Source organism: Nonomuraea ceibae, assembly GCF_019396325.1.
Classification (GTDB): domain Bacteria; phylum Actinomycetota; class Actinomycetes; order Streptosporangiales; family Streptosporangiaceae; genus Nonomuraea; species Nonomuraea ceibae.
On sequence record NZ_JAHKRO010000055.1, the window covers coordinates 15080 to 36664 of the forward strand.

The following is a 21585-nucleotide window of genomic DNA, read 5'->3' on the forward strand; positions in this document are numbered from 1 at the left end:
GGAGACAGTCGCTGGGAAAGGGACGCATCGATGTCGGAAACGATCTCTGGCGGTCATCTGGTGGCCAAGGCGCTCAAGGCCGAGGGCGTGGACGTGATCTACACGCTCTGCGGCGGCCACATCATCGACATCTACGACGGCTGCGTCGATGAGGGCATCGAGGTCATCGACGTGCGCCACGAGCAGGTGGCCGCGCACGCGGCCGACGGCTACGCGCGCATCACCGGCAAGCCCGGCTGCGCGGTGGTCACCGCCGGCCCCGGCACGACGGACGCGGTCACCGGCGTGGCCAACGCGTTCCGCGCCGAGAGCCCGATGTTGCTGATCGGCGGGCAGGGGGCGCTGAGCCAGCACAAGATGGGCTCGCTGCAGGACCTCCCGCACGTCGACATGATGACGCCGATCACCAAGTTCGCCGCGACGGTGCCGAGCACGGAACGGGTGGCCGACATCGTGTCGATGGCCTTCCGCGAGTGCTACCACGGCGCGCCGGGCCCGTCGTTCCTGGAGATCCCGCGCGACGTGCTGGACGCGAAGGTGCCGCTGGAGAAGGCGCGCATCCCGAAGAACTACCGGGCCTCCACCCGCCAGGCCGGTGACCCGGAGGCCGTCGAGAAGCTGGCCGACCTGCTGGCCCACGCGGACAAGCCGTGCATCCTGCTCGGCAGCCAGGTATGGACCTGCCGGGCCACGGACGCGGCGATCGACTTCGTCCGCCAGCTCAACGTGCCCGCCTACATGAACGGCTCGGCCCGGGGCACGCTGCCGCCCGGCGACCCGCACCACTTCCAGCTCAGCCGCCGCTACGCCTTCACCGAGGCCGACCTGATCATCATCGTCGGGACGCCGTTCGACTTCCGGATGGGCTACGGCAAGCGGCTGTCGCCGACGGCGACGGTGGTGCAGATCGACCTCGACTACCGCACCGTCGGCAAGAACCGGGACATCGACCTGGGCATCGTCGGCGACGCCGGGCTCATCCTGGCCGCCACGGCGCAGGCGGCCAGCGGCCGGGTCTCCGACTCGGCGGCCAGGCGCAAGGAATGGATCGAGGAGCTGCGCGCGGTCGAGGCCGCGGCCTACGACAAGCGGCTGCCGCGCCAGCTCTCCGCCGCCCAGCCGATCGACCCGTACCGGCTGGTCCACGAGATCAACGAGTTCCTCACCGAGGACACCATCTACATCGGCGACGGCGGCGACATCGTCACCTTCTCCGGCCAGGTCGTCCAGCCCAAGTCGCCCGGCCACTGGATGGACCCGGGCCCGCTCGGCACGCTGGGCGTCGGCATGGCGTTCGCGATGGCCGCCAAGCAGGCCAGGCGCGACAAGGAGGTGCTGTGCCTGTTCGGCGACGGCGCCTTCAGCCTCACCGGCTGGGACTTCGAGACGATGGTCCGCTTCGACCTGCCGTTCATCGGCGTCATCGGCAACAACTCCTCGATGAACCAGATCCGCTACGGCCAGGCCGCCAAGTACGGCGAGGACCGCGCCCGCGTCGGCAACACGCTGGGCGACATCCGCTACGGCGAGTTCGCCGAGCTGCTCGGCGGCTACGGCGAGGAGGTCCGCGACCCGGCCGAGATCCGCCCCGCGCTGGAGCGGGCCCGCGAGTCCGGCAAGCCGTCGCTGATCAACGTCTGGGTCGATCCCGACGTGTACGCGCCCGGCACCATGAACCAGACCATGTACAAGTAGGGCAGGTCCCGACATGAAGGCACTCGAAGGTGTCCGCGTCCTCGACATGACCCACGTCCAGTCCGGCCCGTCCGCCACCCAGTTGCTCGCCTGGCTGGGGGCCGACGTGGTCAAGCTGGAGTCGCCGGCCGGCGACATCACCCGGCAGCAGCTCCGCGACCTGCCGGACGTCGACAGCCTCTACTTCACGATGCTCAACTGCAACAAGCGCAGCATCACGCTCAACATGAAGAGCGAGCGCGGCAAGGAGCTGTTCACCGAGCTGGTGAAGGGCGCCGACGTGCTGGTGGAGAACTTCGGCCCCGGCGCGGTCGACCGCATGGGCTTCACCTGGGACCGGCTCCAGGAGCTCAACCCGCGCCTCGTCTACGCCTCGATCAAGGGCTTCGGCGCCGGCCGCTACGCCAAGTTCAAGGCGTACGAGGTGATCGCCCAGGCGATGGGCGGCTCGATGTCGACGACCGGCTTCGAGGAGGGCCCGCCGCTGGCCACGGGCGCGCAGATCGGCGACTCGGGCACCGGCATCCACGCGGTGGCCGGCATCCTGGCGGCCCTCTACCAGCGCGAGCGCACCGGGCGCGGCCAGCGGGTGCAGGTCGCCATGCAGCACGCGGTGCTCAACCTGTGCCGGGTCAAGCTGCGCGACCAGCAGCGGCTGGCGCACGGCCCGCTGCGCGAGTACCCGAACAGGACGTTCGGCGACGAGGTGCCGCGCTCCGGCAACGCCAGCGGCGGCGGCCAGCCCGGCTGGGCGGTGCGCTGCGCGCCGGGCGGCCCGAACGACTACATCTACGTGATCGTGCAGCCGGTCGGCTGGAAGCCGCTGTCGGCCATCATCGGCCGCCCCGAGCTGGCCGACGACCCCGAGTGGGCGACGCCGGAGGCGCGGCTGCCGAAGCTGGACAAGATGTTCCAGCTCATCGAGGAGTGGACGATCCGGCACGACAAGTGGTCGGTGCTGGACCGGCTGAACGCCGAGAACATCCCGTGCGGCCCGATCCTGTCGACCAGGGAGCTGGTGGAGGACGAGAGCCTGCGCGAGGAGGGCATCGTCGTCGCGGTCGACCATCCCGAACGCGGCGAGTTCGTGACCGTCGGCAGCCCGCTCCAGCTGTCGGACTCGCCGGTCGACGTCAGGACGCCGCCGCTGCTGGGCGAGCACAACCAGGAGATCTACGGCCCCCTCGGCGTGAGCCCCGAGGAGCTGGCCGAGCTGAAGACGAACGGAGTCATCTAGTGAGTGCAGTCAGGGACATCCTGGACAAGGCGCTCGCCGAAGGCCGCACGGCCCTGACCGCCCCGGAGGGGCGCGGGATCTGCGAGGCGTACGGCATCGCCACCCCGGGCGAAGGGCTGGCCACCTCGGCGGCCGAGGCCGTGTCGATCGCGGAGGACATCGGCCTCCCGGTCGTGCTGAAGATCGTCTCGCCGGACATCCTGCACAAGACCGACGCGGGCGGCGTGCTGGTCGGCCTCAGGACCGCCGAGGAGGTACGCGACGGCTTCGAGACCGTCATGGCCAACGCCCTGGCCCACAACCCGGGCGCCCGCGTCGACGGCGTCCAGGTGCAGCAGCTCGTCGGCGGCGGTCACGAGGTCATCGTCGGCGCGGTCACCGACCCGACGTTCGGCAAGGTGATCGCGTTCGGGCTGGGAGGTGTCCTGGTTGAGGTGCTCAAGGATGTTACTTTCCGGCTTGCCCCGGTTTCGGCGGAAGAAGCCCTGGGGATGCTCGACGACATCAAAGCGGCGGACGTGCTGAAAGGTGCCCGTGGTGCCGAGCCCGCGAACCGGGAGGCCCTGGCGGCACTGATCGAACGCGTCGGCAGGCTGGTGAGCGACTTCCCCGAGATCACCGAGATCGACCTCAACCCCGTCTTCGCCGACGCCCGCGGCGCCGTGGCCGCCGACGTGCGCATCCTCATCGGCGAGGCCCCCGCCGAGGTCAGCCGGCTGCCCCGCGAGCGCATCCTGGAGCAGATGACGCGGATCTTCAAGCCGCGCTCCGTCGCCGTCATCGGCGCCTCCGCCGAGACCGGCAAGATCGGCAACTCCGTCATGCGCAACCTCATCAACGGCGGCTACCGGGGCCAGATCTTCCCGATCAACCCCAAGGCCGACGACATCATGGGGCTGCCCGCGTACAAGAGCATCTCCGACGTGCCGCACGACGTGGACGTGGCCGTGTTCGCCATCCCCGCCAAGTTCGTGCCCGCCGCGCTGGAGGAGGCCGGGCGCAAGGGCGTCGGCGGCGCCATCATGATCCCGTCGGGGTTCGCCGAGACGGGCAACGTCGAGGGCCAGCGCGAGATCGTCGAGATCGCCCGCAGGCACGGCGTGCGCATGCTCGGCCCCAACATCTACGGCTACTACTACACGCCCGAGAACCTCTGCGCGACCTTCTGCACCCCCTACGACGTGCGCGGCGGCGTCGCCCTCACCTCGCAGAGCGGCGGCATCGGCATGGCCATCCTCGGCTTCAGCCGCACCACCAAGATGGGCGTGTCGGCGATCGTCGGCGTCGGCAACAAGGCCGACGTGGACGAGGACGACCTGCTCACCTTCTTCGAGCAGGACGACAACACCCGCGCCGTCGCCATGCACCTGGAGGACCTCAAGGACGGGCGCGGCTTCGTCGAGGCCGCCCGCCGCGTCGTCAAGGAGAAGCCCGTCATCGTCCTCAAGGCTGGCCGCACCGCGATGGGCGCCCGCGCCGCCGGCTCCCACACCGGCGCGCTCGCCGGCGACGACAAGGTCTACGACGACATCCTGCGGCAGGCCGGCGTCGTGCGCGCCCCCGGGCTCAACGACATGCTCGAGTACGCCAGATCGCTGCCGATCATGCCGACGCCCCGGGGCGAGAACGTCGTCATCATCACCGGGGCGGGCGGCTCCGGCGTGCTGCTGTCGGACGCCTGCGTCGACGCGGGCCTGACGCTCATGGACATCCCGCCCGACCTGGACGAGGCCTTCCGCGCCTACATCCCCCCGTTCGGCGCGGCGGGCAACCCCATCGACATCACCGGCGGCGAGCCGCCCTCGACCTACGAGAACACGGTCCGCCTCGGCCTCGCCGACGACCGGATCCACGCGCTGGTCCTGGGCTACTGGCACACGATCGTCACGCCGCCGATGGTCTTCGCCGAACTCGTCGCCCGCGTGGTCGCCGAGGAGCGCGCGAAGGGCAACGTCAAGCCGGTCGTCGCGTCACTGGCCGGGGACACCGAGGTCGAGGAGGCCAGCGAGTACCTGTTCGAGCACGGAGTGGTCGCGTACCCGTACACGACCGAGAAGCCCGTGGCGGTGCTCGGCGCGAAGTACCGCTGGGCCAGGGCAGCCGGACTGCTGGGCTAAGAGCCGAGCCGCAGCAGAGCCAGGCGAGGGGGCGCATTCGGGGCAGCGCAGGAGAACCAACAAATCCCCCCAGGAGGTCCGTAGGTGGACACATCAAAACCCCCGGCGACGTCTGCGCCGCCGGTCGAGGACGAACGAGTATGGAAAGCGGGCCGGCTGGAGCCGATGCCCATCAGGAAACTCCCCGACGCGCCTCCCTCGGTGCACATCCTCGGGCCCACCGTCTTCCTCGTGGCCCTCGGCGTGGGGATGGGCGAGTCGTACATGTGGCCCCGGCTCGTGCTGCTGTTCGGGCCGGAGATCAGGTGGCTGTTCCTGATCGGCGTGACCCTCCAGGCCGTGGTCATGCTGGAGATGGCCCGCTACGCGATGGCGACGGGGGAGAGCATCTTCTCCGGCGCCGCCCGCGTCTTCAAGCCGCTCATGTGGTTCTTCTTCATCGTCGCCATGGCCGTCTACATCTGGCCGGGGCACCTGTCCGCCGGGGCGGCGGCGCTGGAACAGATCTCCGGCATCCCCTGGATGGTCACCGCCGTCGCCGGGCTCATCCTGGTCGGGGTGATCTTCAGCTTCGCCAAGGTCATCTACAACCTGCTGGAGAACGTGCTGTCGCTGCTCATCGGCGCGCTCGTGATCGGCACCGCGGTGGTCGCCGCGATGGTCGGCTCCTGGAACGACGTCGTCACCACGATCACCGGCATGTTCGCCTTCGGCTACCTGCCGGCCGAGGCCATGACGGCCGCCTGGTTCCCCGTCATCGTCGGCGCCTGCGCCTTCGCCGGGCCGTCCGGCATGCAGCAGATGTGGTACACGCTGCACCTGCGGGCCTCCGGCGCCGGCATGGGCGCGCACATCCCCAAGGTCCACGGGCTGCGGCACGCCGGCGAGGAAGAGGCCATGCCCTCGCGCGGCTTCATGTTCGACACCGAGGACCCGGCCGAGATGGCCAAGTGGAAGGGCTGGCGCCGCTGGGTGACCTTCGACGCCTTACTGCTCTTCTGGGGCATCACCATGCTCGTCACGGTCTCCTTCACGGTGATCGCCCAGGCGGCCGTCCGGCAGAACCCCGGCGTCCGCGACGTCATCCAGAACGAGGAGCGGGAGGTCGCGCTCACCGCGATGGCCGACGCCGTCTCCTCGGCGGGCAGCTCCGTGCTCGGCGTGATCTTCCTCGGGTTCATCGCGCTGATCGGCCTCAACGCCACCCTCGGGCTGTTCGACTCCTTCTCCCGCGGCCAGGCCGACATGACCTACAACTTCGTGAAGGGCGCGAAGAAGCTGCGCATGTCACACCTGTACGCGGGCTTCCTCTGGGGTGTGATCATCTTCGGCATCCTGATCCTGCTGTTCGGCCCCGCTGACGGACCGGCCGGGATCCTGGACACGCTGGCGTTCCTGTCGACGTTCGCGATGGGCGCCTACTGCGTGACGCTGCTGCTGGTCAACAACCGCATGCTGCCCAAGCCGATCAGGCCGAGGTGGTGGTCGAACGTGATCATCGGGTGTGGCGCGGTCTTCTACCTCGGCATGCTGTTCTACAGCCTGTTCGCCTTCGGCGTGGTCGTGGGCTGATGATCGATCGGCACAGCCTCGAACTCGCCCTGCCAGGGGCGTCGATCGGAGCCGTCGCCGGCGCCATGGCCGGTGGGCTGACCCTGTTCGCCGGGGTCCCCACCGGCCTGGCCGCCCTGTCGGCCCTCATGCTCGCGCTGCCCCTCGGCCTCTTCGGCGGCCTGTACGGGGTCCTGCTCGGCCGGGGCGTCTTCCGGCCCGGCACCTTCGGACCGTGCGGGCTGTACTGGATGGCGGCCTTCCCGCTGTCCAGGCTCGTCCAGGAGAGCGTCGCCGGGACCGGTGGTCTGGCCGGCGGGGCCGGAGGCTTCCTGCTCTACCAGGCGATGGTCTCGCTCGGCTTCGCCATCGGCTTCGTCTGGATCCACGAGCGGCTCATGCCGCACTGGCTCCTCCGCGTCGCCCCCGCCAACCCGCAGGCCGAAGCGCTGCTCGGCCTCTACGTCCATCACGCCGAGGCGCTGCGCGCGCGGAAGGGAGCCCGCCGATGAACCTGCCCACCTGGGTGTGGCTCGCCACGATAGGCGGCTTCGCCCTCGTCCTGGCGCTGGACTTCTACCTCGTCGCACGCAACCCGCGCGAACCCACCTTCAAGGAGTGCGTGGGCTGGGTGTCGTTCTACGTCGGCCTGGCCGTCCTGTTCGGGATCGGGCTGCTGGTCGTGTCGGGCCCCGGCCACGGCGGCGAGTTCTTCGCCGGCTGGATCACCGAGTACTCGCTCAGCGTCGACAACCTGTTCGTCTTCCTGCTGATCATGAGCCGCTTCCAGGTGCCCCGCCAGTATCGCCAGAAGGTGCTGCTCATCGGCATCGTGCTGGCCCTGCTCATGCGGGGCGCCTTCATCGCCGCCGGCGCCGAGGCGGTGTCGAGGTTCGACTGGCTCTTCTACGTCTTCGGCGCCTTCCTCGTCTACACCGCGTGGAAGCTCGTCGGGCACGAGGAGGACGAGGCCGAGTTCTCCGAGAACCTCGCCCTGCGCACGGTCCGCAGGGTGCTGCCCACCACCGACACCTACCACGGCGCCCGCCTCACCGTGCACCTGGGCCGCAGGATGGTGACGCCGATGCTGATCGTCATGGTCGCCATCGGCACCACCGACCTGCTGTTCGCGCTCGACTCGATCCCGGCCATCTTCGGGCTCACCAAGGAGCCGTATCTCGTCTTCACCGCCAACGCCTTCGCCCTCATGGGGCTGCGGCAGCTGTTCTTCCTCATCGGCGGCCTGCTCGACCGGCTCGTCTACCTGAGCAAGGGCCTGTCGGTGGTGCTCGCCTTCATCGGCGTCAAGCTCATCCTGGAGGCGCTGCACCACGACGGCGTGTCGTGGGCTCCGGAGATCCCGATCCTGGTGTCGCTCGGGGTCATCCTCGGCACCCTGGCGGTCACCACGGTGCTGAGCCTGGTCAAGTCGTCGCGCGACGCCCGGAAGGAGGTCGCCGAACCGGTGGAGCGCTGACCACGCCGCGCGCCGGGGGCGTCCGTCCCCCGGTGTGCGGCTCAGCTCTTGGGGCTCTTGCGCACGTCGTGCTCCGCGGCCCACTCCCGCAGGTGCAGCTCCGCGTCGTCGGCGGAGTAGTGCTTCCTGAGCGCCGCGCTCAGCCCGATGCCCAGGGCCCGGCCGTCGGCGGCCTGACCCAGGGGATCACCAAGGAGGAAGCGGACAAGCGTCTTCTTCATCGTTCGAACACCTCCCAGTTTCTGCTCCATGTGCTGCCCGGGACGGCCCCGGGCAAGCGGAATCCGCCGCCCGGACCGTCTCCGGGCGGAAAGGCGGGGTGCCGGCCGCGGCGGCTAGTTCGTCGCCGGGGTCGTGCGAGGGCGGCGGCGGCGCACCGGCTTGGGCGCGGGCTCCACCGGCTCGTTCTCGCGCTGCTCCATGTACGAGGCGCGGGTGTGACCGGTGTGCTCCCGCATGATCGACGCGGCCCGGTCGGCGTCACCGGCCTCGATCGCGTCGATCAGCGACCGGTGCTCCTCCCACGAGGCCATGCCCCGCTGGCGGGCCACCGGCGTGTGATACCACCGCACCCGCCGGGCCACCTGGCTGGCCAGCTCCTCCAGCACCTTGTTGCCCGACAGCGCCGTCACCAGCGCGTGCAGCTCCGAGTTGGTGGCGACGGCGCCGTCGACGTCGTCGGAACGCACGGCGGCCATGCCGCGCTCGCACAGCGCACGCAGCCGCCGCACCCCCTCCTCGCCGGCGTGCTGCGCCGCGAGCCGCGCCGACTCCGTCTCCAGCAGCGCGCGCACCGCCAGGAGCTGGTCGGCCTCCTCCACCGTCGGCACGTGCACGAACGCGCCCTGCCCGGGGTGCAGGTCGACCCAGCCCTCGCCGCTGAGCTGCTGCAGCGCCTCGCGCACCGGCTGCCGCGACACCCCGAGCAGGGCGGCCAGCTCGCTCTCGACCAGGTGCTGGCCGGGCTTGAGCTGGCCGGAGACGATGAGCTCCTGAATGGCCTCGATCACGCTCTCCCTGAGCGTGGCAGGACGGGGAATCTTGGTGGCCGCCGCCTGACCGGCCTGATCCGACAGCAACATGACGACTCCAGAGACTGCGCAACAAAATGGTTTTGGTCGACTGCCTACAGCATACTGCGCAGGATGCACGGCTCGCCGTGAGTCTCATCACAGAGAGCTACATCACAGCGTTTCACACAGCGTTTCGCCCCGCATTCACAGCGGGATGGTCGCGGGGAGCCCCGGCGTGCGCAACCTGAGCGTGGCCAGCGCCGGGAGGGCGGCGAGGGCGGCGGCGGCCAGCAGGGCCGGGCCCGGCGCGGTCAGAGCCCCCAGCGCGAGGCAGGCGGCCAGGATGCCCGCCACGGCCTTGGCGCTGTAGACGACGGCCTGGATCTCGCCGACCTTCTCGACGCCGAAGAACTCCCGTACGAGGCTCGCCACCAGCGGATAGAACGCGCCGCCGCCCAGCCCGGCGGTGATCGCGCCGAGCCACAGCAGCGGGCCGCCCGCCGGTGCCACAGCCGCTGCGGGGCCGGGCGCGGGGGTGTGGAGGGCGGCCAGGAGGAGGAGCTGGCCCGCGGCCAGGATCGCGAGCACGGCGGCGAGGACGCGCCGGCGGCCCAGGGCCTCCGAGGCGCGCATCGCGGCCGCCCGGCCCGCGCCGTTCAGCGCCACCAGCACGGCCAGCGCGCCCCAGGAGCCGGTGGCGGCGACCACGATCACGTCGAGGACGGACACCGCGCCCGCGCAGGCGAGGATGGCGGCCAGCGCGGGGAGCGCCCGGGTGCGCAGGGCCTGGGCCAGGCCGAACTGGCGGACCGCGCCGGGCGTGCGGCGCAGGATGGCCGCGTCCAGGGCGTGCGCGCGGGGGTCGACGGCCGCGGGCCACCAGTGGCGCGGCGGCAGCCGCAGGCGCCGGGCCGCGACGCCGATGGCCACGGCCGCCGCGAGCGCCGCCGCCCCGAAGGCCCACGGGGTCGTCGCCGGGGCGATCCCGGCCCACACCAGCAGCGGGACCGTCCCGTACCCGAACGCCCCCGTCACCAGGCTCACCCGGGAGGCGGCCCGGTCGGGGTACCAGGCCGAGACCACCTCGCTGCACACGCCGTAGACGGCCCCCGCCCCGAGCCCCCCGAGCACCGCGTACCCGAGCAACGCCACCGCCGGCCCCGCACCCCCCGCGGCGGTAGTGGGGGCGGGGAAGGTCAGGGCGAGGGTGAGGAGGCCGGTGGCGGTCAGCGCGGCGCCCGCGGCGAGCGCGGTGCGGACCGGGAGTCGGCCGCGGCGGACGAGGTGGAGGGCGGGGAGCGCCCCGGCGGCCTGGAAGACGAGACAGGCGGCCAGGAGCAGCAGCCCGGCGCCGTCCCGGGCGAGCAGCGCGGCGAAGCCGTACTGCAGCGGGCTGATGGCGGCCATGGCCACGAGGGCGAGCCGGAACATGCGGGTGCGGTCGGCGGGGACCGGTCCGACGAGGTAGGAGCGCCCGCGCCAGTCCCGGACAACTTCTGCATTCTCCATACCGTATGGAATATCCAGTAACCGGCCCTCTGTCGAGACCTAGACGGCGGATATTCCATACGGTATACCGTCTACAAAGGAGGCTCGAATGGACCTGTACGAGTACCAGGCGAAGGAGCTCTTCGGGCGCCACGGGATCCCGGTCCCGCCGGGCAGGGTCGCGGAAACGCCTGGGCAGGCCCGCGCGATCGCGGCAGAGCTGGGCGCCCCCGTCGTGGTCAAGGCCCAGGTGAAGACCGGTGGCAGGGGCAAGGCGGGCGGCATCAGGGCGGCGGCGGGCCCGGCCGCGGCCGAGGAGGAGGCGGCCCGCGTCCTCGGCATGGACATCAAGGGACATATCGCGAAACGGGTGCTGGTCGAGGCCGCGACCGTGCCCTTCGAGGAGTACTACGCGGCCTTCCTGGTCGACCGGGCCGAGGGCGGCTTCCTGGCCATGGTGTCCGCCCAGGGCGGCATGGAGATCGAGGAGCTGGCCGCGACGGACCCCGGCGCGATCGTGCGGCTGCCGATCGACCCGGTGACCGGCGTGGACGCCGGCACGGCGCGGCTGCTGGCCGCCAAGGCGGGCCTGCCGCAGGCCGCGGCCCCGGTCCTGGAGCGGCTGTGGACCGTGATGGCCGAGGAGGACGCCCTGCTCGTCGAGGTGAACCCGCTCATCTGCACCACCGGCCAGCAGATCGTCGCCCTCGACGGCAAGGTCACCCTGGACGACAACGCCGCCTTCCGCCACGAGCGGCCGGCCGGGGAGCGCACCGGCAGCCTGGAGGACCGGGCCAGGGCCAAGGGCCTCAACTACGTCAAGCTCGACGGCAGCGTCGGCGTCATCGGCAACGGCGCCGGGCTGGTGATGAGCACGCTCGACGTGGTCGCGGGCGCGGGCGCCGATCCGGCGAACTTCCTGGACATCGGCGGCGGCGCGTCCGCCCAGGTCATGGCCGACGGCCTGGAGATCATCCTGGCGGACCCGGACGTCCGGTCGGTGCTGGTCAACGTCTTCGGCGGCATCACCGCCTGCGACGCGGTGGCCAACGGCATCGTCACCGCGCTCGAACTGCTCGGCGAACGCGGCCACAGCAGGCCCATCGTCGTACGCCTGGACGGCAACAACGCCGAGGTGGGCCGGCGCATCCTGAGCGACGCCCGGCACCCGGTGGTCCGCCAGGTCTCCACCATGGACGGCGCCGCCGAGATGGCGGCCAGACTCGCGGCAGGTGCGTGATGGCGATCTTCCTGACCAAGGACAGCCGGGTGCTGGTCCAGGGCATGACCGGCGCGGAGGGCAGCAGGCACACCGCCCGCATGCTGGCCGCCGGGACCGAGGTGGTGGCCGGGGTGACCCCCGGCAAGGGCGGCCGCTCGGTCGACTTCGGCGAGCGCGCGGTGCCGGTCTTCGGCTCGGTGGCCGACGCCGTGGCCGAGACCGGCGCCGACGTGTCGGTGGTGTTCGTGCCGCCGCGCTTCACGCTCGCGGCCGTGGAGGAGGCGGTCTCGGCGGCGGTGCCGCTGTGCGTGGTCATCACCGAGGGCGTGCCCGTACGCGACGCGATCCGGCTGCGCGCCGCGGCGGCGGGACGGACCAGGATCATCGGCCCGAACTGCCCCGGTCTGATCAGTCCCGGCCAGTCCTCCGCCGGGATCATCCCCGCCGACATCACCTCCTCGGGGCGGATCGGCCTGGTCTCCAAGTCGGGCACGCTCACGTACCAGCTCATGTACGAGCTGCGCGACCTGGGGTTCTCGACCGCCGTGGGCATCGGCGGCGACCCGGTGATCGGCACCACGCACATCGACTGCCTCCAGGAGTTCCAGGACGACCCGGGCACCGACGCGATCGTGATGATCGGCGAGATCGGCGGCGACGCCGAGGAGCGGGCCGCCGCGTACATCGCCGCGCACGTCACCAAGCCCGTCGTCGCCTACGTGGCCGGGTTCACCGCCCCCGAGGGCAGGACGATGGGGCACGCGGGCGCGATCGTGTCGGGCTCGTCGGGCACCGCCCAGGCCAAGAAGGAGGCGCTGGAGGCGGTCGGCGTGCGGGTCGGGCGGACGCCGTCGGAGACGGCCAGGCTCATGCGGTCGGCGCTCGGCAGGGCGGCGGCATGAGGTTCGCGGTCAACCTGTCCATCCTGCTGACGGACCTGCCGCTGCTGGAGCGGCCCGCGGCGGCGGCCAAGGCCGGGTTCGACGCGGTCGAGCTGTGGTGGCCGTTCGCCACGCCCGAGCCGGACCCCGCGGACCTGGCCGCGCTGCGCGCCGCCGTCGAGGACGCCGGCGTGCGGCTGTCGGGGCTCAACTTCGACGCCGGCGACATGGCCGCCGGCGAGCGCGGCCTGCTGGCGCGGCCCGACGGCTCCGCACGCTTCCGGGCGAACATCCCGGTGGCGGTCGCGTTCGCCGGCGAGCTCGGGTGCGGGGTGCTCAACGCCCTGTACGGCAACGGTCCCGGCACGGACCGCGCGCTGGCGGTGGAGAACCTGAGGAGGGCCGCCGACGCGGCGGGGGAGATCGGCGCGACCGTCGTGGTCGAGGCTCTCAACTCCCACGAGAACCCGCACTACCCGATCACGTCGTCCCAGGAGGCGTTCGACCTGATCGGCGAGGTGGGCCGCGAGAACGTGGCCTTCCTGGCCGACCTCTACCACCTGCACCGCATGGGTGAGGACGTGCTCGCGCTCGTCGGCGGGCACGCGGCGAGGTTCGGTCACGTGCAGATCGCCGACGACCCCGGCCGGGGGCGGCCCGGGAGCGGGCGGATGCCGTACCCGGAGATCCTCGCGCGGCTGGCGGAGGCCGGCTACCGGGGGCACGTCGGCCTGGAGTACCGGCACGAGGGGCCGGGTGCGTTCGCTTGGAGGCAGGGATGACGATCGCGTTCGTCGGCTTGGGGATCATGGGCAGCCCGATGGCCGCCAACCTGGTCGCCGCCGGGCACGCCGTGACCGGCTACGACGTCAGCGCGGAGCGGGTGGACGAGCTGGTCGCGCGGGGCGGCAAGGGCGCCTCCAGCGTGGCCGAGGCGGTGACCGGCGCGGCCGTGGTGATCACCATGCTGCCCGACTCGCCGCAGGTCGAGCAGGTGGCGCCGGACGTCGTCGAGCACGCCTCGCCCGGCCTGCTCTACCTCGACATGAGCACGATCCGGCCCGAGACCTCCCGCTGGGTCGCCGGGCTGGCGGCGGCCAGGGGCGTGCGGGCGCTGGACGCGCCGGTCAGCGGCGGCGAGCGCGGCGCGATCGACGGCACCCTGTCGATCATGGTGGGCGGCGCGGCCGAGGACGTGGAGGCGGCCCGGCCGGTGCTCGGCGCGCTCGGCACCACGATCGTGCACGTCGGCCCGGCCGGCGCGGGGCAGACCGTCAAGGCGGCCAACCAGCTCGTCGTCGGGGGGATCTACGGGCTGGTCGCCGAGGCGATCGTGCTGCTGGAGGCGTCCGGCGTCGACCCCGTCGCCGGGCTGGACGTGCTCGCCGGCGGCCTGGCCGGCTCGCGCGTCCTCGACCTCAAGCGGCACACGATGATCAGGCGGCAGTTCGCCCCGGGCTTCCGCATCGACCTGCACCACAAGGACATGGGCATCGCGATCGCCGCGGCCCGCGAGGCCGGGGTCAGCCTGCCGCTCACCGGCCAGGTCGCCCAGCTCGTCGCGGCGGCCAGGGCGCAGGGCCACGGCTCGCTCGACCACTCCGCGCTGCTCAAAGTGATCGAAAGGCTCAATTCATGACACGAGTCCCCTGCATGGAGGCCGTGGTCGCGGTGCTGGAGTCGGAGGGCGTCGACACGGTCTTCGGCATCCCGGGCGCGGCCATCCTGCCGCTGTACGCGGCGCTCCAGCACAGCTCGATCCGGCACATCACGGTCCGCCACGAGGAGGGCGGCACGCACGCCGCCGACGGCTGGGCGCGCGTCACCGGGAACGTCGGCGTCTGCATCGGCACCTCCGGCCCCGCCGGCACCAACATGATCACCGGCCTCTACACCGCGATGGCCGACTCGATCCCGATGATCTGCGTCACCGGGCAGGCGGCCACCGCCAAGCTGCACCAGGAGGCGTTCCAGGCGGTCGACATCGTGGAGGTCGCCCGGCCCGTCACCAAATGGGCGGTGCAGCTCAAGGAGCCCGCCCAGGCGCCGTGGGTGTTCCGGGAGGCGTTCCGGATCGCCCGTTCCGGAAGGCCCGGGCCGGTGCTCATCGACCTGCCGATCGACGTGCAGCGCGGCACCTGCCTGTACGACAGGACGGTGGACGCGCCACTGCCCGTCGAGGTGCCGCGGCCCTTACCCCGCGCGGTGCGCCGGGCGGTCGACCTCATCGGCGAGGCCAGGAGGCCGCTCATCCTGGCGGGCGGCGGCGTGATCATCGCCGACGCGGCGGAGGAGCTGCTGGCGCTGGCCGAGCACCTCCAGGTGCCGGTCCAGGTCACGCTCATGGGCAAGGGCGCCTTCCCGGAGGACCACCCGCTGTTCGCCGGGATGGCCGGCATCCAGACGCAGACCCGGTGGGGCAACGCGGCGTTCCTGGAGAGCGACCTCGTGCTGGCGGTCGGCGCGCGGTTCGGCGACCGCCACACCGGCGACCTGGACGTCTACCGGGGCCGGCGCACGTTCATCCACGTGGACATCGAGCCCACCCAGCTCGGCCGGGTCTTCGAGCCCGACCTCGGCATCGTGAGCCACGCCAGGCCGGCGCTGTCCGCGCTGCTCGACGAGGCGCGCGGCCGGGGCGAGGCGCGCGAGCCGGGCGCCTGGCCGCGCCGGGTCGGCGAGCTGCGCGCCACGATGGCCCGCCGCGACGACTTCGACGACGTGCCGATCAAGCCGCCCAGGGTCTTCAGGGAGCTCAATGAGTTCTACGGCCGCGACACCACGTTCGTCACCGCGATCGGGCTCTACCAGATCTGGTCCGGCCAGTTCCAGACGACCTACCTGCCGCGCCGCTACCTGGTCTGCGGCCAGGCCGGGCCGCTGGGCTGGGAGGTGCCGGCCGCGATGGGCGTCAAGTGCGCCCACCCCGAACGGCAGGTCGTGGTGGTGGTCGGCGACTACTCCTTCCAGTTCCTCATGGAGGAGGTCGCGGTCGCCGCCCAGTACCGCATCCCGTTCGTCATCGTGATGATCAACAACGAGTACCTGGGCCTCATCAGGCAGGCGGAGATCCCGTACGAGATGAACTTCGCCGTGGACCTGCACTACGGCGAGGGCGGGATCGACCACGTGAAGGCCATGGAGGCGTTCGGCTGCCCGGCGCGCCGGGTGGAGGAGCCGGGCGACCTCCGCGACGCGCTGGCCTGGGCGAGCGCCGAGGCCGCCCGCGAACGGCTCCCGGTGCTGGTGGAGGTGATGGTCGAGCGCGAGGCCAACGCCGCGATGGGGCCGTCGCTGAAGGAGATCAAGGAGTTCGAGCCGCTGCCCGAGCTCATCGCCGTCGACTGGTCCGACTGAGGAGGCGCCATGCTGCTCAAACCGGGTACGGCCTGGCAGGACACCTACGCACGCGGTCACGCGGTGGCGCCCGAGGCGTTCCACGAGGACCGGGTGCTCAACCACTGGGGCGGGTTCTGGCAGCGTGACGGGCGGCCCGCGCCCGTCTTCTCGCCGCTGGACGGCACCGCCATCGCCGGGCCGCCCCGGCTGGACCGGGCGGGCGCGGGCCGGGCCGTGGCGGGCGCCGTCGACGAGCACCGGCAGTGGCGGCACCTGCCGCTCGCCGAGCGCAGGGCCCGGGTGGCGGCGGCCGTGGAAGCCATGGCCGAGCACCGCGACCTGCTGGCCCTGATGCTCGTGTGGGAGATCGGCAAGCCGTGGAAGACCGCCCGCGCCGACGTGGACCGGTGCCTGGACGGGGTGCGCTGGTATCTGGAGGAGATCGACCGCATGGTCGCCGGGCGGGCGCCGCTGCCCGGCCCGGTGAGCAACATCGCGAGCTGGAACTACCCGATGAGCGTGCTCATGCACGCGATGCTCGTGCAGGCGCTGGCCGGCAACGCGGTGATCGCCAAGACGCCGACCGACGGCGGGCTGTGCTGCCTCACGCTCGCCTGCGCGCTGGCCGTGCGGGAGGGGCTGCCCTTCACGCTGGTCAGCGGGGGAGGGGCGGAGCTGTCACCGGTGCTGGTGGCCGGGCGCTCGCTCGGCTGCGTGTCGTTCGTCGGCGGGCGCGACGCGGGCGCCAGCGTGGCGACCTCGCTGGCCGACCCGGAGCGGCGGCACGTGCTGGAGCAGGAGGGGCTCAACTGCTGGGGCGTGTGGGAGTTCTCCGGCTGGGACGCGCTCACCCGGCAGATCCGGGCCTCCTTCGACTACGGCAAGCAGCGGTGCACCGCCTATCCGAGGTTCGTGGTGCAGCGGTCGCTGTTCCCCGAGTTCCTGCGGGCGTACCTGGCGGCGGTCGGGTCGCTGCGGTTCGGGCATCCGCTGGCCGTGGCCGAGCCCGGCGATCCGCTGCCGGAGCTGGACTTCGGGCCGCTGATCAACGCCTCGAAGGCCAAGGAGCTGGCCGACCAGGTGGACGAGGCGGTGGCACGGGGCGGGGTGCCGGTGCACCGGGCGTCGCTGGCTGACGGACATTTCCTGCCAGGGCAGGATATTTCGGCGTATTTCGCGCCGGTGGCGTTGCTCAGCCCGCCCCGCTCCTCGCCCCTCTTCCACGCCGAGCCGTTCGGCCCCGTCGACACGATCGTGCTGGTGGACACCGAGGCCGAGCTGCTGGCCGCGATGAACGCCAGCAACGGAGCCCTGGTCGCCACCCTGTCCTGCGACGAGGAGGACACGTACGGCAGGCTCGCCCGCGACGTGCGGGCCTTCAAGGTCGGCCACAACCGGCCGCGCTCCCGGGGCGACCGGGAGGAGCTGTTCGGCGGGCTCGGCGCCTCCTGGCGCGGCGCGTTCGTCGGCGGCGAGCTGCTCGTCCGGGCCGCCACCCAGGGCCCCGAGGGCGAGCGCCTGCCCGGCAACTTCCCGCACTACACGCTGCTGCCGTGACGCCGGCGACCGGACCGGCTAGAACGCCCCGAACCTGGTCGCCGCCAGCAGCACCAGGAACGTCAGCATCGCCACCCGCAGCAGCTTCCCGCCCACCCCCAGGGACGGCCACGACAGGTAGGCCAGCCAGCCGATGAAGACGAGGACGGGCAGCACCGCCACGCCCCCCAGCCAGTTGGTGACCGCGAACCCGGCCAGCAGCAGGACCACCATCACCGCGGGTGTCACCCACCGGGGCACCTGCGTGAACAGGAACGCCATCGGCGTGGCGCTGCGCTCCTCCACCGACTTGCGCAGGCCCGTCGCCCCCGGCGTGAAGAACTGCTCGCCGGGCGGCAGCGGGCGCTTGGCCCCGGGACGCGGCTGGGCGAGCGGGTGTCTGCGGCGGTCGTCGTCTGTGCCCACGGTGCCGAGCCTAGCGCCGCGCGAATCGGCCCGGAGGCTCCGCGCCGTCTGACATCCTGGGGGCGTGCTCGCCGTGATCCGCTACACCGTTCCAGAGTCCCAGTCCCAAGACTTCGCCAAGCAGGGCCAAGCCATCCTCGACCTGCTCGCCGAACAGCCCGGCTACGTCCGGGGCCGGCTGGCGCGGTCCGTCGACGAGCCCAACCTGTGGGCCGTGATCAGCGAATGGGAGGGCGCCGGGTTCTACCGCCGGGCGCTGTCCGCCGCCCGGATGGCGATGTATCCCCTCATGACGCTCATGGTCAACGAACCCAGTGCCTTCGAGGACGTCTACCTCCTCGAAGGCGCGTAACGTCACTCGCGCACGGGGCCGCGGCCCCGTCCCCTAAGCTGGGACCTCACTGAGAGTCCACTGAGAATTCCCTCGCCGACCTCCAGCCGGAAAGAGAACCGACCAACATGGCACGACGCACCGACGTCATGGACACCATCGTCAGCCTCGCCAAGCGCCGCGGGCTCGTCTACCCGTCGAGCGAGATCTACGGCGGACTGCGCGCGTCATGGGACTACGGTCCGCTGGGCGTCGAGCTGAAGAACAACGTCAAGCGGCAGTGGTGGCTGTCGATGGTCCAGGCCCGCGAGGACGTCGTCGGCCTCGACTCCTGCGTCATCCTCGCCCCCGAGGTGTGGCAGGCCAGCGGCCACGTCGAGACCTTCACCGACCCGCTGACCGAGTGCCAGTCCTGCCACAAGCGCTTCCGCGCCGACCACCTGCTCGAGGCGTACGAGGAGAAGAACGGCAAGGAGCCCGCCGGGGGCCTGGCCGACATCACCTGCCCCAACTGCGGCAACAAGGGCTCCTTCACCGCGCCCCGGCAGTTCAGCGGCCTGCTCAAGACCTTCCTCGGCCCGGTCGAGGACGAGTCCGGCCTGGCCTACCTGCGGCCCGAGACCGCCCAGGGCATCTTCATCAACTACCAGAACGTGCAGCAGTCGGCCCGCCGCAAGATCCCGTTCGGCATCGGCCAGATCGGCAAGTCGTTCCGCAACGAGATCACGCCGGGCAACTTCATCTTCCGCACGCGCGAGTTCGAGCAGATGGAGATGGAGTTCTTCGTCAAGCCCGGCACCGACGAGGAATGGCACCAGTACTGGATCGACGAGCGCTTCCGCTGGTACTCCGACCTGGGCATCAACAAGGACAACCTCCGGCTCTACGAGCACCCCAAGGAGAAGCTGTCCCACTACTCCAAGCGGACCGTGGACGTCGAGTACCGCTTCAACTTCACCGGCTCGGAGTGGGGTGAGCTGGAGGGCATCGCCAACCGCACCGACTTCGACCTGACCGCCCACTCCAAGGCTTCGGGCGTCGACCTCAGCTTCTTCGAGCAGGACACCGGCGAGCGTTACGTCCCGTACGTGATCGAGCCGGCCGCCGGCGTCGACCGGGCCACGCTGACGTTCCTGCTCGACGCCTACACCGAGGACGAGGCGCCCAACGCCAAGGGCGTGATGGAGAAGCGCACGGTCATGCGCCTGGACCACCGCCTGGCCCCGGTCAAGGCCGCGGTGCTGCCGCTGTCGCGCAACGCCGACCTGTCGCCGAAGGCGCGTGACCTGGCCGCCCAGCTCCGCCGCCGGTGGAACGTCGAGTTCGACGATGCGGGCGCGATCGGCCGCCGCTACCGCCGCCAGGACGAGATCGGCACGCCGTTCTGCATCACGATCGACTTCGACACCCTGGACGACCAGGCGGTCACCGTGCGCGAGCGCGACTCCATGAGCCAGGAGCGCATCGCCCTCGACCAGGTCGACTCCTACCTGCGCCAGCACCTCAACGACTGACGCACCGCTCGTTCACCGAAAGGGCCGCACTCCGGTGCGGCCCTTTCGCGTTCCGTTCGCGCCGATCCTCGCATACCTGGACGTAACACCACATCTCTCGCTTGTAGCATTCATGGACTGCCCCTGTCCCGATCTGCTCCGGAGGTCACCGTTGACCGCTCACGCTGATGCCAGCAGGCAACGCATCCACGACCTGCTCACCACTGAGGAAGAGCGGGTGCTGCAGCGCTGGACAGCCCTGGCCAAGACGTCCGGCGAGGAGCTGCGGGACATCTACCAGGCGCTGCGCCTCGCCATCGGCGAGGGCCGTGACGACCTGACCGACGTCCGCGGCCTGCTCGCCGAGCTGTCGCGCGAGCGCGCCCGGCAGGGCCACACCCCCTCCGACACCGCGCGCGCGGTCTACGGCCTCAAGGAGGCCGTCTACGAGGCCGTCGAGAGCGACGGCTCCGCCGACGCCCTGCGCGGCTTCATCTGGTTCTCGCGGCTGATCGACGACCTCGGCCTCTACACGTTCGAGGTGTACGCCACCGCCCGCGAGACGATCATCCTGGACCAGGCGGAACAGCTCCTGGAGCTGTCGACGCCCGTCGTCAAGCTGTGGGAGGGCATCGTCGCGGTGCCCCTGATCGGCACCCTGGACTCGGCCAGGACCCAGGTCGTGATGGAGAAGCTGCTGCAGACGCTGGTCGAGACCGGCTCCGAGCACGCCGTGATCGACATCACCGGCGTCCCCGCCGTCGACACCCAGGTCGCCCAGCACCTGCTCAAGACCGTCTTCGCCGCCCGCCTGATGGGCGCCGAATGCGTCATCTCCGGCATCCGCCCGCAGATCGCGCACACCATCGTCACGCTCGGCATCGAGTTCGGCGACATCGTCACCAAGGCCTCGCTCGCCGACGCCCTCGCCTACGCGCTCAGCCGCAGCGGCACCGAGATCAGCACCCCCCGCCGCACCCGCATCGCGGTGCGGACCGAGGAGGTCTGATGGAGCGCGTCCCCATTCTCAAGCTGGGCGACATCCTCATCATCTCCATCCAGGTGGACCTGGAGGACCAGAGCGTGCTGGCCCTCCAGGAGGACCTGGCCGACAGGGTGGTCTCCACCGGGGCGCGCGGCGTCATCATCGACATCACCGCCGTGGAGATCGTCGACTCGTTCATCGGCCGCATGCTGGCCACGATCGCCGCCATGTCGCGGATGCTCGACGCCGAGACCGTGGTCGTCGGCATGCGCCCGGCGGTGGCCATCACGCTGGTCGAGCTCGGCCTGTCCCTGGGCGGCGTGCGCACCGCCCTCGACCTGGAGAAGGGCGTCGCGTTGCTGGAGCACACCCGGAGCACGTCACGATGACCGGAGGCGGTCACGAGCTGCCGATCACGAGCAACGCCGACGTCGTGGCCGTGCGCCAGCGGGTCCGGACCCTGGCCGTGGACGTCGGGCTCTCCCTCGTCGATCAGACCAAGGTCGTCACAGCGGCCAGCGAGCTCGCCCGCAACGCGCTCGTCTACGCCGGAGGAGGCCGGGCCAGCGTCGAGATCGTCGACAACGGCCTGCGCCGGGGCCTCAGGTTGTCCTTCGTCGACGAGGGCCCCGGCATCCCGGACGTGGAGCAGGCGCTCACCGACGGCTGGACCACCGGCAGCGGCCTGGGCCTTGGCCTGGGCGGCTCCCGGCGGCTGGTCGACGAGTTCGAGCTGACCTCGGCCCCTGGGAAGGGGACGACGGTGACCGTGACGAAGTGGGCCAGATAGGTGG

21 protein-coding genes are annotated in these 21585 nt (G+C 71.4%); 17 read left to right on the forward strand and 4 right to left on the reverse strand.

The genetic code is table 11. The features are described 5' to 3' along the window. Positions 1-30 precede the first annotated feature (30 nt). The 6 genes from KME80_RS28800 to KME80_RS28825 all read left to right on the forward strand — a co-directional run bounded on the left by KME80_RS28800 (position 31) and on the right by KME80_RS28825 (position 8077). A complete protein-coding gene (locus KME80_RS28800) occupies positions 31-1695 on the forward strand; it encodes a thiamine pyrophosphate-binding protein (RefSeq protein WP_219509512.1) in 1665 nt (554 codons plus the stop codon). A gap of 13 nt (positions 1696-1708) precedes the next feature. Next, positions 1709-2932, forward strand: a complete 1224-nt coding sequence (frc, locus tag KME80_RS28805) for a formyl-CoA transferase (RefSeq protein ID WP_219509513.1) — start codon at positions 1709-1711, stop codon at positions 2930-2932. Continuing rightward, complete coding sequence (locus tag KME80_RS28810) at positions 2932-5049, forward strand: acetate--CoA ligase family protein (RefSeq protein ID WP_219509514.1); 2118 nt, start codon at positions 2932-2934, stop codon at positions 5047-5049. The genes frc and KME80_RS28810 overlap by 1 nt, the downstream gene beginning before the upstream one ends. 165 nt (positions 5050-5214) lie before the next feature. Continuing rightward, positions 5215-6621 carry an Nramp family divalent metal transporter gene (locus KME80_RS28815; protein ID WP_246645942.1) on the forward strand — a complete coding sequence of 469 codons (1407 nt, stop codon included), beginning with the start codon at positions 5215-5217 and terminating at the stop codon, positions 6619-6621. Then, positions 6621-7112: a hypothetical protein gene (locus KME80_RS28820; protein WP_219509516.1), complete on the forward strand. Its 492-nt coding sequence runs from the start codon at positions 6621-6623 to the stop codon at positions 7110-7112. Before KME80_RS28815 ends, KME80_RS28820 begins: the two co-directional genes overlap by 1 nt. Then, positions 7109-8077, forward strand: coding sequence for a TerC family protein (locus tag KME80_RS28825; RefSeq protein WP_219509517.1), 969 nt, complete (start codon positions 7109-7111; stop codon positions 8075-8077). The genes KME80_RS28820 and KME80_RS28825 overlap by 4 nt, the downstream gene beginning before the upstream one ends. Before the next feature lie 41 nt (positions 8078-8118). Here KME80_RS28825 and KME80_RS28830 read toward each other — a convergent pair whose 3' ends face one another. The 3 genes from KME80_RS28830 to KME80_RS28840 all read right to left on the reverse strand — a co-directional run bounded on the left by KME80_RS28830 (position 8119) and on the right by KME80_RS28840 (position 10599). Beyond that, positions 8119-8298 carry a hypothetical protein gene (locus KME80_RS28830; protein ID WP_219509518.1) on the reverse strand — a complete coding sequence of 60 codons (180 nt, stop codon included), beginning with the start codon at positions 8296-8298 and terminating at the stop codon, positions 8119-8121. Positions 8299-8412: 114 nt separating this feature from the next. Beyond that, positions 8413-9159: a GntR family transcriptional regulator gene (locus KME80_RS28835; protein ID WP_219509519.1), complete on the reverse strand. Its 747-nt coding sequence runs from the start codon at positions 9157-9159 to the stop codon at positions 8413-8415. A 135-nt stretch (positions 9160-9294) separates the two neighbouring features. Continuing rightward, entirely contained in the window at positions 9295-10599 is a 1305-nt protein-coding gene (locus KME80_RS28840; RefSeq protein ID WP_219509520.1) for an MFS transporter, read from the reverse strand. An 88-nt stretch (positions 10600-10687) separates the two neighbouring features. Between KME80_RS28840 and sucC the strand changes: the two genes are divergently transcribed. Genes sucC through KME80_RS28870 form a run of 6 tightly spaced genes read left to right on the forward strand, consistent with a single transcriptional unit; the run spans position 10688 to position 17577 of the window. Beyond that, positions 10688-11818: an ADP-forming succinate--CoA ligase subunit beta gene (gene sucC, locus KME80_RS28845; protein WP_219509521.1), complete on the forward strand. Its 1131-nt coding sequence runs from the start codon at positions 10688-10690 to the stop codon at positions 11816-11818. Then, entirely contained in the window at positions 11818-12702 is an 885-nt protein-coding gene (sucD, locus tag KME80_RS28850) for a succinate--CoA ligase subunit alpha (protein ID WP_219509522.1), read from the forward strand. Before sucC ends, sucD begins: the two co-directional genes overlap by 1 nt. After that, positions 12699-13463: a hydroxypyruvate isomerase family protein gene (locus KME80_RS28855; RefSeq protein ID WP_219509523.1), complete on the forward strand. Its 765-nt coding sequence runs from the start codon at positions 12699-12701 to the stop codon at positions 13461-13463. The genes sucD and KME80_RS28855 overlap by 4 nt, the downstream gene beginning before the upstream one ends. After that, on the forward strand, positions 13460-14320 hold the full coding sequence (locus KME80_RS28860; protein ID WP_219509524.1) for an NAD(P)-dependent oxidoreductase: 861 nt from the start codon (positions 13460-13462) through the stop codon (positions 14318-14320). Before KME80_RS28855 ends, KME80_RS28860 begins: the two co-directional genes overlap by 4 nt. Next, positions 14317-16038 (forward strand): glyoxylate carboligase, encoded by a 1722-nt coding sequence (gene gcl / locus KME80_RS28865; RefSeq protein ID WP_219509525.1) that lies wholly within the window; start codon positions 14317-14319, stop codon positions 16036-16038. The genes KME80_RS28860 and gcl overlap by 4 nt, the downstream gene beginning before the upstream one ends. Positions 16039-16047: 9 nt before the next feature. After that, the gene (locus tag KME80_RS28870; RefSeq protein ID WP_219509526.1) at positions 16048-17577 is read left to right on the forward strand and encodes an aldehyde dehydrogenase family protein; all 1530 of its coding nucleotides are present in this window, start codon (positions 16048-16050) and stop codon (positions 17575-17577) included. 18 nt (positions 17578-17595) lie between these two features. Here KME80_RS28870 and KME80_RS28875 read toward each other — a convergent pair whose 3' ends face one another. Further along, entirely contained in the window at positions 17596-17982 is a 387-nt protein-coding gene (locus tag KME80_RS28875; protein ID WP_219509527.1) for a DUF6703 family protein, read from the reverse strand. 64 nt (positions 17983-18046) lie between these two features. Here KME80_RS28875 and KME80_RS28880 point away from each other — a divergent pair, with 64 nt between their 5' ends. From KME80_RS28880 to KME80_RS28900, 5 genes are all read left to right on the forward strand, one after another. Further along, positions 18047-18334, forward strand: coding sequence for an antibiotic biosynthesis monooxygenase family protein (locus KME80_RS28880; RefSeq protein WP_219509528.1), 288 nt, complete (start codon positions 18047-18049; stop codon positions 18332-18334). Positions 18335-18441: 107 nt separating this feature from the next. Continuing rightward, positions 18442-19827 carry a glycine--tRNA ligase gene (locus tag KME80_RS28885; RefSeq protein WP_219509529.1) on the forward strand — a complete coding sequence of 462 codons (1386 nt, stop codon included), beginning with the start codon at positions 18442-18444 and terminating at the stop codon, positions 19825-19827. Between the two features lie 151 nt (positions 19828-19978). Further along, positions 19979-20815 carry an STAS domain-containing protein gene (locus tag KME80_RS28890; protein WP_246645943.1) on the forward strand — a complete coding sequence of 279 codons (837 nt, stop codon included), beginning with the start codon at positions 19979-19981 and terminating at the stop codon, positions 20813-20815. Beyond that, positions 20815-21180, forward strand: a complete 366-nt coding sequence (locus tag KME80_RS28895) for an STAS domain-containing protein (protein WP_219509531.1) — start codon at positions 20815-20817, stop codon at positions 21178-21180. Before KME80_RS28890 ends, KME80_RS28895 begins: the two co-directional genes overlap by 1 nt. Then, the gene (locus KME80_RS28900; RefSeq protein WP_219509532.1) at positions 21177-21581 is read left to right on the forward strand and encodes an anti-sigma regulatory factor; all 405 of its coding nucleotides are present in this window, start codon (positions 21177-21179) and stop codon (positions 21579-21581) included. The genes KME80_RS28895 and KME80_RS28900 overlap by 4 nt, the downstream gene beginning before the upstream one ends. The last annotated feature ends 4 nt before the right edge of the window (positions 21582-21585 follow it).